This window comes from Pseudomonas sp. ES4, from assembly GCF_050586665.1.
Taxonomy (GTDB): domain Bacteria; phylum Pseudomonadota; class Gammaproteobacteria; order Pseudomonadales; family Pseudomonadaceae; genus Aquipseudomonas; species Aquipseudomonas frederiksbergensis.
The window spans coordinates 165,209-179,024 of the sequence record NZ_JBOBDO010000004.1; the positions used below are offsets into that span (position 1 = coordinate 165,209).

Consider the following 13,816-nt stretch of genomic DNA (forward strand, 5'->3'; position numbering starts at 1 on the left):
AATTCGGGTCAAGGCTCGAATTTTCGGGAGTTGTGCGGCTGTGGATGAAATTATCCACCGGTGGAAATCCGTGGTTTTCCACAGACAGGTGCGTGAGCTTTAGATTTTTTAAGTGAGGTCCATCCAAACAGGGCGGCTTTGCAGCCCTGTTTGGATGGACCCGCGTGGATAAGCGGATCACTTAGATATAAAGACCGAGCGCTTACTCAGTTGCGCCACGTTTTGCTTTTAAGCGAGTGACGTTTGATCCGGTCTGGTTCGCGAATTCGTGGGGGGTGACATGCTCCTGTCGATTCGTCTCAAGGTACCGGCTCCACCAGTTCATGATCAATCTGCGCTCCTCAATGAATTCGGCCTTGTGGATGTAAGCGGCGCGGACGTTGTTGCGTTCTTTGTGGCTCATCTGTCTTTCAATGGCGGTCTCGGACCACAGTCCTGACTCAATCAGTGCGCTACATGCCATTGAGCGGAAGCCATGGCCACAGATTTCGGTTTTGGTGTCGTAACCCATATTTCGAAGCGCGCTGTTCACCGTGTTCTCAGAAATCGGTTTCGACGGGTTGGCATCGCCCGCAAATACCAGGTCGAATTCGCCGGTGAGGGTGCGGATCTGTTCAAGCAGGGTCACGGCTTGCGGCGATAAGGGTACAAGGTGGATGTCCCCGGCCATCTTCGTACCTCTTGTTGAAAAGGGTACTCCGTACAGCGCGGGTCGAGTGTCCGGTATCTCCCAGGTGCCGCGCTTGAGGTCGAACTCGCTCCAGCGGGCGAAGCGTAGTTCGCTCGAGCGGACAAACACATGTAGAGAGAGCATGACTGTCAGCCGAGTCAGCGTTCGTCCTTTGTAGTTGTCGATGCGCTCCTGCAATTCAGGCAGGCGCGATAAGGGTAAAGCTGGGCGGTGCACTACCCTCGGGGCTTTGATCAAACCTTCAAGGTCGGAGGCAGGGTTTGCTGCGATCTGTCGAGCACGTTTCGCCTCGCGCATGATGCTTTGCAGGTAGTTTTGTACCCTTAACGCGACGTCAATCGTGCCACGCTTTTGGATTGCTTCCAGAGGTTGCATCAAGTCGTGAGTGTCTAGGTCGACAATAGCGCGATCACCGATTAGAGGAAAAACATGGGTTTTGAGGCGGCTCAGGACCGTCTTGGCATGGCCCGGAGCCCATTTGGCAGACATCGCTTTGTGCCAGTCCAAGGCGGCGCCCTCAAAGGTTCGGCCTCGGATTGTGGCTTGCGTTTTGGCTTGATGTTTGGACTCGACCGGGTCGATGCCATCCACCAGCATCCGCTTGACCTCCAGCCGCTTCTTGCGCGCATCGGCGAGGCCGACCACGGGGTAGTTGCCAAACGAGGTCAGTCCTTCACGACCATCAGGTTTTACATACCTGAAACGCCAGCCTTTGCGGCCATTGGGTTGGACTAAAAGGTAGAGGCCGTCGCCGTCGAAAAGCTTGTAGGCGCGGTCGGTGGGCTTGGCTGAACGGCAAGCCGAATCAGAGAGCGGGGCAGTGGTGCGCGACATAAGGGTACTCCTCCCTTTATCGAATGACCTTACCCCTATCTTTATCCTTAAAACGGCTGGTATCCATAAGATTTTGGCGGAATCCGACGGAACGCCAAAACGAAAAAACCCGCCAGAAGGCGGGTTTTTCGGGGGTTCCAGAGATTTTGAAAGCCTTCTCTGGAACCTTGTATGGTGCCGGCACCAGGAGTCGAACCCGGGACCTACTGATTACAAGTCAGTTGCTCTACCAACTGAGCTATACCGGCGTGTTGGGCGACGATTATAGCGATTGGGTTGGTTCTGTAAACCCCTGAATTCAGACTATTTTTGCGCAGGCGTCAGGCCCGCCCCGCGGACGCTTCTGCGGGGCCGGCCAATGCGATTGCTTTAAAGCGTTACACGCCGTTTTTAACCGCGTTGATCAAGTCCTGGCTCAGCACCTGCGCGGGCGCCACTTGCACGCTTTGCGTGTAGAACGGCGGTAGGTTCTGGGCCAGTGTCGACAAGGCTTGCGGGGTGGTGTTGCCCGGCAGCAACACGTATTGGAGGTTGGACGGATAGCTTTGCGGTACGGGGCCTTCCATGGTCGAGCCGTACGCGCCGAAGGTCATTACGGCTTGCGGGGTGGTGGGGTCGGGGGCGTAGAGGAAGACGAAGGTGCCGTATTTCGGATGGGTCAAGTATTGGCCGGCCTCGGCACGCACGACGGGGTCGGGGTCGTTCATCAGGGTCCAGCGCATGACCGCGTAGTTGCGGGTGGTTTCCATGAACGCTGTCCGAATCGGCGACTGGTTCTCGACGCCGCCCAGACACACCAGCAGGTTGCCGAACGGATCGATGAGGGCTACCGAGTTGAACACTGTGCTTTGTTGCGCAGTCTTCAATAGCGGCGGAGCGAGTTCTGCGCCGGGGTCACGCGGGTTGGCCGATTGCACAGTCAATGCAAACGGGCTGAGCGCAGTCAGTGCCTGGCGGACTTTGCTGGTGGCCGGGAGGTTTGCCGGGTTTTGCAGTTGATCCGGCGGCAGACCGCTGTTGTTGCTGGCCTCGCGGACGGTGTTGACGCTGGCGGAGAAGATCGAACTGGTGAGGAAGTAAGCCGCCGAGTCGATGGTCTGGCCAGCAAACACCGGACTGGTCGAGCCCTGATAGGCCCGGCTGACCGGCGCCGCGATCGCGTAATAACCCCAGGTGTCTTGCGCCTGTTGGCGGATCTGCGGCGGCAGCGATGGAAAGGTGAACTGGCTGTTGTAGTTGATGCCTGCGTAGTCATCGATCGCACTGACGGCGACGTTAAATCCTGCAGTCAGCAGCGAACCGGCGCACATGGCGCACGGGTCTAGCGTGGTGACGACGGTCAACTGATTGGGCGGTGGCAGGTTCAATGGCGCGGCGTTTTCGTAGTACCAGTCCACCAATTGCCGTTCGCCGTGGGCGGTCGGGTCATGAGGTAGAAAGTACGTGGTGCCACCGCCGGGGATAGGCATCAGCACGTTGTTGTGCAGCGCGGCGATGACCTCGCCCGTTGCGTTGTTGATGATGGCGCCGCCCACCGCGAAGGTTTGCTGCAGCGCAGCTTCAATGGCTTGGTTGGCGACGGTATCGACGGCTTCCTGTGCACTGTTCAATGTGCTCATGATCTTCCCAGCTCCTTGCTGTTTAAGCGCCAGGAAAATCTGGCGTTTGGCAACGATAGTTGAGGTTTCGCCGGTCGTTATGTTGTTTTGTCTTAATGCTTATGCACAACGGGATCTGTACCGCACCTGTTTAGAGGCAAATTTGCGGACCCGTTCTCATTTGCTCGCAAATACCTGTTTTCCCGCTTTTTTTACAGGTGTACGAAAATTGTACAGTTGTGTTTCTGCCCCGAAACAGCCGGATATATTGGATCCACGATAATTTCATCCCCAGAGTTATCCACAGGCTGGAGCGTTTTAGGGGCGCTCAGCCAGGATCAGGAAATTACGCGGTGTAAGCGGGGTTTCGCAGAAGGTGCCGAGGCGGACCGCATACCCCTGCTCGGAGAGGAAAAGGGCACGATCGAGTACCAGCCAAAGCTCCAATGGGCGTCGGAAAAGTCCGCGCAGCAGCTCGAGATTGCGCACTTCAGCCAGTCGCTGCCAACCGGTGGCTTCGAGCGCTGGCCAATCGTGCGCTCCGATTGTGGATAACTCCTTGAGCGCGGCTAAATGATGGCAGTAATCGGCAAAGGATCTATCCAGCCAGGCACTGGGCAGCGACGGGGTGGGCAGGTATTCGTCAACGCCGCGAAGTTGCCGTTGCAGCAGGTCGAAACCCAGGCGCCGGGCCATGGAGGTGTCGCGCTGGCGTCGGACGCGAGCGCCGGCGGTGACGGTTTCGTTCATCGGCAGCGAGAGATCTTCGAGCGACAGTTGTAGGTCGGATCGCATACCCGCAGAGGAAAGCGCCTGATATTCACTCACACTGATCCGGTTGTAGCAGCAAGGGGCGATGGCCAACTGCTTGCAACCGGTGGCGCTCGCGAGTTGCATCAGCCGCACGTGAAGATCACCGCAGGCGTGCAGCGCTACCGGCGTGTGGCCGGCCTTCAGTAAAGAGGCAGCCCCCGGCGCGAGCACGTCTTGCTCGACGTGAAGCGCATGCAAATGATGACGCTGACTGAGTGCCTGGCCACTGGCGACCAACGTCGGGTCATATTCCAGGCAAGTGAGCTGCTGACCGGTTTGTAACAGGCGTCGCCCCAGATGTCCTTTGCCCGAACACCAATCCAGCCAATGCTTCGGCGCCTCGGAAAATTCCAGCCGACTGGCAAACGCCTCGATCTGCTGCCACTTGCGCCCCGGCACATCGACATTCAGCCGATGGCCAGCTGATTCGAGTGCGTGAGGCGGCAATTCAGCTACAGCGCTCAGTTCGAGGGACAACGCCGCCAGTGAAGCGAATGGCTCCGGCGCCTCCAGAAGAGCAGGTTGGTTATGAGCATTTTCCGCATCGTCCAATGACCTGCCGCGTAGCCATGCAGACAACTCGGGGTAGGACGCTTCCCACGGAAGCCGCAGGTGAGTAAATGGACGAGGTTTCCACAGCGCCTGATGCTTTGTCAGAAAAGCATCCAGCGCCGTGAAGCGGGCGAGTAGGGCCTCGCCCGTCAGCACGTAAGAATCAACGCCCTTGGCAGGCATCGACGCGCAGCCAGCGCTCCAACTGACGGAACGCCTGCACCAGTACAAACGACATCAATAGATAGAACACACCGGCAGTAAAGAACATGTCCACCGTCAGGTAGTTGCGGGCAATGATGGTGCGCGCCATGCCGGTGAGTTCCAGCAGGGTGACGGTGCTCGCCAGAGAACTGGCCTTGAGCATCAGGATCACTTCGTTGCTGTAGGCAGGCAGGCCGATCCGTGCCGCTCGCGGCAGGATGATGAAAAACAGCGCCTTGGCCTTGGACATGCCCAATGCGCGTGCCGCTTCGATCTCACCGGGCGGAATCGCCTGGATCGCTCCGCGCAGGATCTCCGCAATGTAAGCCGCCGTGTGCAACGTCATGGTGGCCGTGGCGCACCAGAACGGACTTCGCAGGTAAGGCCACAGGACGCTGTCGCGCACCGCGTCGAACTGCGCCAGGCCGTAATAGACCAGGAACAACTGAACCAACAGTGGTGTGCCGCGAAAGAAAAAGATGTAAGCGTAGGGAAACGCGCGAACGTACCAAAGCTTGGACGAGCGCGCGATGCCCAATGGGATGGCCAGCAGCAGGCCGAGAATCACGGCGATGCCCACCAGCTCCAATGTCAGGGTGGCGCCCTGGATGAACTTCGGCAGCCATTTGTAGATGACTTCCCATTCCATTACGTCGTCCTCACAAAGCCGCGGGCGGCGCGTTTTTCCAGAAAATGCATGCCAACCATGGCCAGTATTGTCAGGCCCAGATACATGAAGGCCGCGACCATGAAGAACGTAAATGGATGCTTGGCGAAGGTCACGGCGTTCTGTGCATGACGCATGATTTCTTCCAGGCCGATGACGGACACCAGTGCCGTGTCCTTCATCAGGACCATGAACAGGTTGCCCAGCCCCGGCAGGGCGATGCGCCACATCTGCGGCATGATCAGTCGGGTGAAGATGCGAAATTTCGACAGCCCCAACGCCACACCCGCTTCGCGGTGACCTTTGGGGATAGCCAGAATCGCACCACGAAACACTTCCGTGGCGTAGGCGCCGAAGCACAGCCCCAGTGCAATTACGCCGGCGGCGAAGGCATTGAGTTCGAGGTCGGGCTTGCCGAAGAACTCGCCCAGGGCACGCATCAGGTTGACCGTGCCGAAATAGATCAACAGCACCCAGAGCAATTCAGGGATGCCGCGAACCAGGGTTGAATAAGTGCCGCCAAGCCATTGCAGCGGCTTGTACGGGGAAGTCTTGGCCAAGGCGCCGAGCAGACCGAGCACCAGCCCCAGGCACAAGGCCGAGAGTGCCAGTTTCACAGTCATCAGCGCGCCAGCGGCGAGCGCCGGGCCGAATCCGTAGAGATCGATAGTCATGGATTTCTTTTCAAATCGCGCAGGCAATGCCAGGGACTGGCGCCGTCAGATAACGGCGCCGGCCCGACAGGTCAGAATCAATAGATGCTGAACGGGAAGTACTTGTCGTTGATTTTTTTATAGGTGCCATCAGCGACGATTTCTTTCAGTGCGGTGTTCAGCTTCGTACGAATCTCATCGCCTTTACGTACAGCGATACCGATCTTGTCGCTTTCTTCCACCGGGTCGCCTTTGAACTCATAAGAACGGCCGGCGTCGCTTTTCAGCCACTCGTAGTTGACGTACTTGTCCGCCAGGATGGCGTCCAGACGACCGGAGGTCAGGTCGAGGTAGGCGTTTTCCTGGGTGTCATAAAGTTTGATTTCGACGCCTTCCATGTTGTCTTCCAGCCAGGTGCCAGCGAGGGTCGCACGTTGTGCGCCGATCACTTTGCCTTGCAGGGAAGCCTTGTCGGTTTTGAAGTCGACGTCTTTCTTGGCGATGAATTGCAGCTTGTTGGAGTAGTACGGGTCGGTGAAGTCCACCGCTTGCTTGCGCTCGTCGGTGATCGACATCGAGGAGATCAGGAAGTCGAACTTCTTGGCGTTCAAGGCTGGAATGATGCCGTCCCAGTCGGACGTGACCACGGTGCATTCGACTTTCATCTTGGCGCACAGGGCGTCGCCGATTTCTTTGTCGAAGCCGACGACATTGCCACTGGCATCTTTGTTGTTGAACGGCGGGTAGGCCGCTTCGATGCCCATCTTCAAGGTCTCGGCGGCGGCACCGGCGCTGAAGGCCAGGGTGACGGCAGCCGCCAGGAAGATTTTTTTGTAGTTCTGCATGCGGGTAGCTCCGTTAGCGGTTGCTGGACATGAATTGTTTGCAGCGCGCCGAAAGCGGGTTTTCGAACACCTGCTGTGGCGATCCTTGCTCTTCTACCAGGCCCTGGTGGAGGAACACCACCTCGCTGGACACCTGACGGGCGAAACCCATTTCATGGGTGACCAACAGCATGGTGCGGCCTTCTTCGGCCAATGCGCGGATGACATTAAGTACTTCCTGGACCATTTCCGGGTCAAGGGCGGAGGTAGGCTCGTCGAACAGGATCACCTTGGGCTGCATTGCCAACGTGCGGGCAATGGCCGCGCGTTGTTGTTGGCCGCCGGAGAGTTGCGCCGGGTAGGCGTGGCGTTTGTCCGCGATGCCGACCTTGGCCAGCAAGGCTTCGGCGACTTCGATGGCCTCGGCCTTGCTCTGGCCGAGTACGCGGCGCGGCGCTTCGATGATGTTGTCGAGCACGCTCATGTGCGGCCAGAGATTAAAGTTTTGAAATACAAAACCGATCTCGCTGCGCAGGCGATTGATCTGCTTGCCATCGGCAGCAACCAGTTCGCCGTTCTTGGCGGCTTTGAGCTTGAGTTCTTCGCCGGCCACCAGGATTTGTCCCTGGTGCGGGTTTTCCAACAGGTTGATGCAACGAAGGAAGGTGGACTTGCCGGAACCGGAAGAACCCAGGATCGAGATCACGTCGCCGTCGCGGGCGGTCAGCGAGATGCCTTTGAGCACCTCGAGCTGTCCGTAGCGTTTGTGCAAGTTGCGGATTTCAAGCGCGGGCGTGGCCTCAGCCATGTGCGTTCCTCATAAGTATTTCGCTCCTGCTATTGGCGGCCTTCCTGGCGAGGCGGCCAAGCTAGCATAGCGTCTGAATGACAGCCAACAGCGCTACGGACGCTAAACAGCTGGCGTGTGGCAGGTTGTCGCATCGGTACAGCAGACTGTCGCGCTGCTATCAACCGAACAGCCGTTTGAACCCTGCCTGTCGATAAAAAGGCTGGGGCTGTTCCAAAAAAGGGCGCGATGTTGCCAGCTTTGACGGGGGGTTGGAAGTGCTAACCGGCCAAACGTTCCTGATCCGCACTTTTATTGTGCATCGCGTTATTTTTGGGTGTGTTTCTGGTGCGCCACTTCGTTCCTGAAAGTGGGTCGCAGGGTAACGCTCTGGCGAATTGCCATTAATCTCAATGACTTGCGATGACTGTCCGGTCCGGCGGAGAGCCCCATGTTTGGGTGCTTTGTAATATTTTGGCGCAATTATTGCGTGCAGAATACGGAACGCCCTGTTGGTTTCTTTTTACGAGAAGGAACGCCACGCCGGGTGGACGTCATCGCTTTTCCTTACAAAAGGTAGTTTCAATGAGCAGTACCCCAAGCTCCAATGGCCTCGAACAGGGGCTCAAACCGCGTCATGTGACCATGCTGTCGATCGCCGGGGTTATCGGTGCCGGCCTGTTCGTCGGCTCGGGCCACGCCATCGCTGCTGCAGGCCCGGCTGTGCTGTTGGCCTACGCTGCCGCCGGTATGCTGGTGGTGCTGGTGATGCGCATGCTTGGCGAAATGGCCGTGGCTTCGCCGGACACCGGCTCCTTCTCGACGTACGCCGATCGCGCGATCGGTCACTGGGCCGGTTTCACCATCGGCTGGCTCTACTGGTGGTTCTGGGTGTTGGTGATTCCGCTGGAAGCCAACGCCGCCGCGACCATCCTGCACGCCTGGTTCCCGAATGTGGCGATCTGGGCCTTCACCTTGGTCATCACCTTGCTGCTGACGGTGACGAACCTGTTCAGCGTGAAGAACTACGGTGAATTCGAATTCTGGTTCGCCCTGGTCAAAGTCATCGCGATCGTCGGCTTCATCGGCCTCGGCGTTCTGGCGATTTTCGGCTTCCTGCCGACCAGCCAGGTCAGCGGCGTTTCCCACCTGTTCGACACCCAGGGCTTCTTGCCAAACGGCATGGGTGCAGTGTTGGGCGCGATCCTGACTACCATGTTTTCCTTCATGGGCACCGAAATCGTGACCATTGCGGCCGCGGAATCGAAGAACCCTGGCCAGCAAATCTCCAAGGCCACCAACTCGGTGATCTGGCGGATTGGCTTGTTCTACCTCGTGTCGATCTTCATCGTTGTGGCCCTGGTGCCGTGGAACGATCCGGTACTGGCAGCCGTCGGCTCCTACCAGACCGTGCTTGAGCGCATGGGCATCCCGAATGCCAAGCTGATCGTCGACATCGTGGTGCTGGTTGCTGTGACCAGTTGCCTGAACTCGGCGCTGTACACCGCTTCGCGCATGATGTTCTCTCTGGGCAAGCGCGGTGATGCACCGGCCGTTTCCCAGCGCACCAACAAGAGCGGCACGCCGTACTGGGCCGTCATGTTGTCCACCGGCGCTGCGTTCATTGCGGTTTTCGCCAACTACGTGGCCCCGGCCGCCGTGTTCGAATTCCTGCTGGCCAGCTCCGGCGCTATCGCGCTGTTGGTGTATCTGGTGATCGCGATTTCGCAACTGCGTATGCGCAAGCAGCGCATGGCACGTGGCGAGAAAATCGCCTTCAGCATGTGGCTGTTCCCGGCCCTGACCTACGCGGTGATCGTATTCATCGTGGCGGCCCTGACCATCATGCTGTTCCAGGAAGCGCATCGCGTGGAGATTCTCTCGACCGGTCTGCTGAGTTTGTTGGTGGTGGCTGCCGGTTTGTTTGTGGCTCGCCGTCGCAAGCTGCAGAAGATGGGTGCGGTGGTGCTGAATTGATTCGCACCGCATAACGCAAAACGGCCGCTGTCAGTGATGACAAGCGGCCGTTTTTGTTTCTTCCTGGCAGCGCACACCTTGTAGCAGCTGGCGAAGCCTGCGTTCGGCTGCGAAGCAGTCGTAAAACCGTTACATGCGGTGTATCTGATACACATCGGCGGTAGATTTTGGGGCGGCTTCGCCACCCAACGGGGCGATGCGGCGTTCCGACAAGCCCCCTCGCCACAGTTCGCCAGCTGCTACAGGTCGCGTTATGGCTTGACCGGTGTTTACTCGGCCTTTACTTCCTGAGCATCCAGCGACTCGCGATAGCTGTCGAGCGCCGCGCCGAAGTCAGTGATGAACTGCGGATCCGTCAGCCAGGCCTGGGCGGTGTCGCGGTCCATGCCGTCGGCCCACATGCGGTAATCGATCAGCATGTCGGCGGCCAGGTGAGTGGCGGCCATGGCTTCGTTGTCGGCGTTTTCCATGTCCAGCAGTTCTGGATGGTCGCTGATGATTTCGGCGAGGTCTGACAGTAGGGTCAGCAGCATGTCGTTGCGGCTGGTGGCCTCTGCATCGCGCATTTTGCTGAACATCGCCAGGGTGTATTCCGGGATCGGCTCGCCGATTTCGCCGAGGTCATCGTCCAGTGCGGCGGGTTTTCTGCCGTGGATATTGATTTGCTTCGCTTTGATCTTGGCGCGTTTGGCGCGTTTCTGTTGCTTGTTCAGGGAGGCCATGGGAACTCAGTTCGGTTTCTGTTGGTTTTGGGCCGCGATAGCTTCGGAAGCTGCCACGTAATCAGTTTGGAAGGCCGGGGACTCAATCCAGGCCAGGGCACTGGCTTCGTCCGTTTCGGTGGACCATTGGCGGTACTCGATCAGCGCAGCGATGATGAAATCTGTCGCTGTTTCTTCGCCCTCCTGCTCCAGCACCAGCGCGAGCAGCGGGTGTTCAAGGAATGCCTTGCACATGGCTTGCTGACTGATCTTTTGCGCGTCGATCATTTCTTTGAACAGGTCGGTCAGGTCCACCGATTCAAAGTCGATGCGGTCGTCGTTCGGGTCCAACTCGACCGGCGCGGCGGCCCGTTGGGTGCGGTTCTGCTTGGCCTTGGCTTTGGCGCGGGTGGCGCGTTTGTTCTGCTTGTTGGCGGATGCCATGGGCTCGTTCCGTATTCCGATGAGTGGGAGCATCAGTCAGTTGCGTGGCACTAGCCGCCCGGGTGTGTCGGGGGCCAGTTTGCCGGTCTGCAACCAGGACAATGCAATGGGCCATAGTGTGGCTTGGTATGGGCTACGAAAAAAGGCGAAATGTCCGACTTCTTGTTCGCCGATGTCTTCGGGGGCGATTCGCAAGTGGGCATTCGTGCTGTTGGTGAAGTAACCCAGCAGCCGTTCAATGGCTGGAATCGTACCGTAAGGATCGTCGCTGATGCTGATGGCCAGGGTGTGTGCGGTGACGGATGAGAAGGGCAGGCGCCCGGTCTTTGCGTGAAGAACGCGACCGCTGGGGCGTTTCTCGTAGTGCGCGGTGGGCATGCTCCAGTCGCGAACCACGCCAGCGGGGGTGTCCTCTAGCCAGCCGAGACGTTTGCCGGGGAAGTAGCCGCAAAGCAATGTCATCAACGGCATCGCCAGATGCCACTTGCCGAACATCCGCCAGCGATGGGCGGGTGCGTAATCGCGCCAGTAAGCAAATTGCGCACCGACGGTCAGCAGACGTCGAATCAAATGCCCGGAAGCTCCCAGGCCCGCTGCACAGCCTCCAAAGCTGTGGCCTACAACATCGATGGGTTGCCCGGGGAATTCACGCTGAGCGCGCTTGAGCATCGCCTCAAAGTCCAGCGCGCCCCAATCTGACCATGAAGCCCGTAACCCTTTCAGCGATGCGGGTCGCGATTCGCCGATGCCACGGTAGTCGTAAGTGATCACGTCGAAACCGTTGGCGAACAGGTAATCGGCGAATCGCGAGTAGTGGCGGCAGCGGACGGAGGTGGCGGCGTTGATGATGACCACCGAGCGGGTAGCGTCGTGACGGGGGGGCCGCCAGGTAAAGCCGCCGAGGCTGTAGCCATCTGCGGCGGGCTCCTTGAACGGTTCGCCTGCCGTAGATATGCGCGGTGGCAACTCGGCTTGAGTGGGTGCCAGTGAGGTCATGTCCTGCAAATTCATCGGCGTCGGACCTTTGCGGGTAGCTGCCAACGATAGTCTTCGCGCAGCGCATGAACAATCCACCCGTGCTTATCGGAGCCTGTGCTTGAGTATTCGCTCCTCAAGCACCGCCCATTCCCGATCCAGCTCCGCGCGAAGTTCCTCCTCGCTCGGCAGTACCAGTCTGTAGGTACTGGCGAACAGTTGTTCGTTGCCTTGCAGCACTGAATAGCGCACCACCGATTCATCTTTTTGCGCGCAGAGAATGAGGCCGACAGTGGGACCATCCTCCGGTCCGCGCTTGAGGTCGTCGTACATGCGCACGTACATGTCCATCTGGCCGACATCTTGGTGGGTCAGTACGCCGCGCTTGAGGTCGAAGATGACGAAGCACTTGAGCAGGTAGTTGTAGAACACCAGGTCGATGTAGAAGTCTTTGCTCTCGGTACTGATGCGTTGCTGGCGAGCGATGAAGGCGAAGCCTTTGCCCAGTTCGAGCAGGAAGCCCTGTAGTTGATTGATCAAGGCTTGTTCAAGTTCGCTTTCCTGGACCAAGCCCGCATTGGGCAGGCCGAGAAACTCCAGTAGCACGGGGTCGCGGATGAAATCCCGAGGGCTGGCGTTCATCTGCTCGATATGGGTGGCGGCTTCCTGTTTGACGGCCGGCCGGTCGCGACTCGCCAGCAAGCGTTCGTAATAGAGGGTATTGATCTGGCGCTCGAGGGCGCGACTTGACCAGTTCTGCATCGCTGATTCGTTCATGTACCAATGGCGAGCGTGATCGTTCTCGACTCGTAGCAATCTGCGGTAGTGGGTCCAGCTCAATTCATGACGCAGTGCGTCACGAATTGGGAATGCTTGATAGAACAGGCGCATGTAGCGAAGGTTGGAGATGTCAAAGCCTTTGCCAAACTCTGTTGTCAGACTCTTCGCCAGCGTCGCCAGCAACTGCTTCCCATATCCCGCCCGCCGGGCCCCCTCCTGCTCGAACTCCACAATATACCGTCCGATCTGCCAACAGGTTTGCACCTGGACGGTATCGACCGCTCGCAACACTTTCTGGCGGGCTTCACGGATCAACTCGCCAAGATTTCCGAGCAGTGAAATGATCTGTGAATCTTGAGTGTTATCGGGTTTGAGAGGACTCATGACATTTTCCGCGGCTGAAGGAAACAGGCGGAAAAGGATGGCAAAAGAGTGGTAGTCCGCGATGCCGGGCGTTGCTGGTAAATCGGAAGGAAAGGCGAGTTTGCTTTGCAGGACCAGGCCGACGATAGCCCGTGTAAGAGGAGTACATCTCGTAGTCCGATTCGCAGTGAGCTCAAGTGCTAATCGATCTAAAACTTGAACATTCGGTAACAAATCTAAAAAGGAGTAACGATTGGGTTCCAAGCAACCCGGGAGTCGCCATCATGAAGAACGTCCATTCATTCATGCTGCCTATCGCCGCCGTCGGCGTACTGATGTTGCCTGCCGTGCTTAACGCCGCCAGTCTTGAACCGATCGACAGCACAGGTGTGCAAGTGCAACAGCAACAGCAAAACGGGATTACTTACCTGTCTGGCGGTATCGGAGAGGATGAGGCTAAAGCTATCCAGCAAGCGCAGGGCTATAACCTGCACATGACTTTCTCCATCGGGGCGGAGGGCAAATATGTTCCGGATGTAAATCTGGTCATTCAGAAAGATCCGGGGCAACCCGTGCTGACGCTGAGCGAGGTTGGCCCGTTGGTTTACGTACAGCTGCCACCAGGCAAGTACACCGTCGTCGCGACACGCAATGGTGAGGAACGGCGTGATACGGCGGAGGTAGGAAGTGGTGCCGCTCGCAATCTGGTTTTCCACTGGAATACTGAAAACTAGCCGAAGAGAGACGCTTGCACGATACCTGATCAAATCGCGAGCATAAAAAAACCCTGAATCTTGCGATTCAGGGTTTTCGGTATTTGGTGCCCAGAGACGGAATCGAACCGCCGACACGGGGATTTTCAATCCCCTGCTCTACCGACTGAGCTATCTGGGCAACGGGGCGCATTAAACTGGTTTTTCAGGGGGTCGTCAAGAAAGTTTTCAAAAAAATTT

Annotated in this window: 13 protein-coding genes and 2 tRNA genes; 2 read left to right on the forward strand and 13 right to left on the reverse strand. The window is 58.0% G+C overall.

What is annotated here, in order from left to right:
* Positions 1-202 precede the first annotated feature (202 nt).
* The 8 genes from ACQ4OB_RS06635 to ACQ4OB_RS06670 form a co-directional block, all read right to left on the reverse strand.
* Entirely contained in the window at positions 203-1,525 is a 1,323-nt protein-coding gene (locus ACQ4OB_RS06635) for a tyrosine-type recombinase/integrase (RefSeq protein ID WP_430955336.1), read from the reverse strand.
* Between the two features lie 172 nt (positions 1,526-1,697).
* Positions 1,698-1,773 (reverse strand) — tRNA-Thr (locus ACQ4OB_RS06640).
* Positions 1,774-1,902: 129 nt separating this feature from the next.
* Entirely contained in the window at positions 1,903-3,144 is a 1,242-nt protein-coding gene (locus ACQ4OB_RS06645) for a nucleoside deaminase (RefSeq protein ID WP_430955337.1), read from the reverse strand.
* A 297-nt stretch (positions 3,145-3,441) separates the two neighbouring features.
* Positions 3,442-4,671, reverse strand: coding sequence for a methyltransferase (locus tag ACQ4OB_RS06650; RefSeq protein ID WP_430955338.1), 1,230 nt, complete (start codon positions 4,669-4,671; stop codon positions 3,442-3,444).
* Positions 4,652-5,341, reverse strand: coding sequence for an ABC transporter permease (locus tag ACQ4OB_RS06655; protein WP_074872677.1), 690 nt, complete (start codon positions 5,339-5,341; stop codon positions 4,652-4,654). The genes ACQ4OB_RS06650 and ACQ4OB_RS06655 overlap by 20 nt, the downstream gene beginning before the upstream one ends.
* The gene (locus tag ACQ4OB_RS06660) at positions 5,341-6,033 is read right to left on the reverse strand and encodes an ABC transporter permease (protein WP_076029000.1); all 693 of its coding nucleotides are present in this window, start codon (positions 6,031-6,033) and stop codon (positions 5,341-5,343) included. Before ACQ4OB_RS06660 ends, ACQ4OB_RS06655 begins: the two co-directional genes overlap by 1 nt.
* A 77-nt stretch (positions 6,034-6,110) precedes the next feature.
* A complete protein-coding gene (locus ACQ4OB_RS06665) occupies positions 6,111-6,857 on the reverse strand; it encodes an ABC transporter substrate-binding protein (protein ID WP_430955339.1) in 747 nt (248 codons plus the stop codon).
* Positions 6,858-6,870: 13 nt separating this feature from the next.
* Entirely contained in the window at positions 6,871-7,644 is a 774-nt protein-coding gene (locus tag ACQ4OB_RS06670; RefSeq protein WP_007897462.1) for an ABC transporter ATP-binding protein, read from the reverse strand.
* Between the two features lie 564 nt (positions 7,645-8,208).
* On the opposite strand from ACQ4OB_RS06670, the gene gabP reads away from it, so the two are divergent.
* Positions 8,209-9,600 carry a GABA permease gene (gene gabP, locus ACQ4OB_RS06675; protein WP_074872684.1) on the forward strand — a complete coding sequence of 464 codons (1,392 nt, stop codon included), beginning with the start codon at positions 8,209-8,211 and terminating at the stop codon, positions 9,598-9,600.
* A 269-nt stretch (positions 9,601-9,869) separates the two neighbouring features.
* Here gabP and ACQ4OB_RS06680 read toward each other — a convergent pair whose 3' ends face one another.
* The 4 genes from ACQ4OB_RS06680 to ACQ4OB_RS06695 form a co-directional block, all read right to left on the reverse strand.
* Positions 9,870-10,322: a hypothetical protein gene (locus ACQ4OB_RS06680; RefSeq protein WP_074872687.1), complete on the reverse strand. Its 453-nt coding sequence runs from the start codon at positions 10,320-10,322 to the stop codon at positions 9,870-9,872.
* Between the two features lie 6 nt (positions 10,323-10,328).
* Positions 10,329-10,745, reverse strand: a complete 417-nt coding sequence (locus ACQ4OB_RS06685; protein ID WP_102614965.1) for a hypothetical protein — start codon at positions 10,743-10,745, stop codon at positions 10,329-10,331.
* 36 nt (positions 10,746-10,781) lie between these two features.
* A complete protein-coding gene (locus ACQ4OB_RS06690; RefSeq protein WP_430955340.1) occupies positions 10,782-11,756 on the reverse strand; it encodes an alpha/beta hydrolase family protein in 975 nt (324 codons plus the stop codon).
* 69 nt (positions 11,757-11,825) lie between these two features.
* Complete coding sequence (locus tag ACQ4OB_RS06695) at positions 11,826-12,884, reverse strand: PDDEXK nuclease domain-containing protein (RefSeq protein ID WP_430955341.1); 1,059 nt, start codon at positions 12,882-12,884, stop codon at positions 11,826-11,828.
* A gap of 263 nt (positions 12,885-13,147) precedes the next feature.
* On the opposite strand from ACQ4OB_RS06695, the gene ACQ4OB_RS06700 reads away from it, so the two are divergent.
* Positions 13,148-13,597, forward strand: a complete 450-nt coding sequence (locus ACQ4OB_RS06700; protein ID WP_430955342.1) for a carboxypeptidase regulatory-like domain-containing protein — start codon at positions 13,148-13,150, stop codon at positions 13,595-13,597.
* Between the two features lie 84 nt (positions 13,598-13,681).
* Here ACQ4OB_RS06700 and ACQ4OB_RS06705 read toward each other — a convergent pair.
* Positions 13,682-13,757: transfer RNA gene (locus ACQ4OB_RS06705), tRNA-Phe, on the reverse strand.
* Between the last annotated feature and the right edge of the window lie 59 nt (positions 13,758-13,816).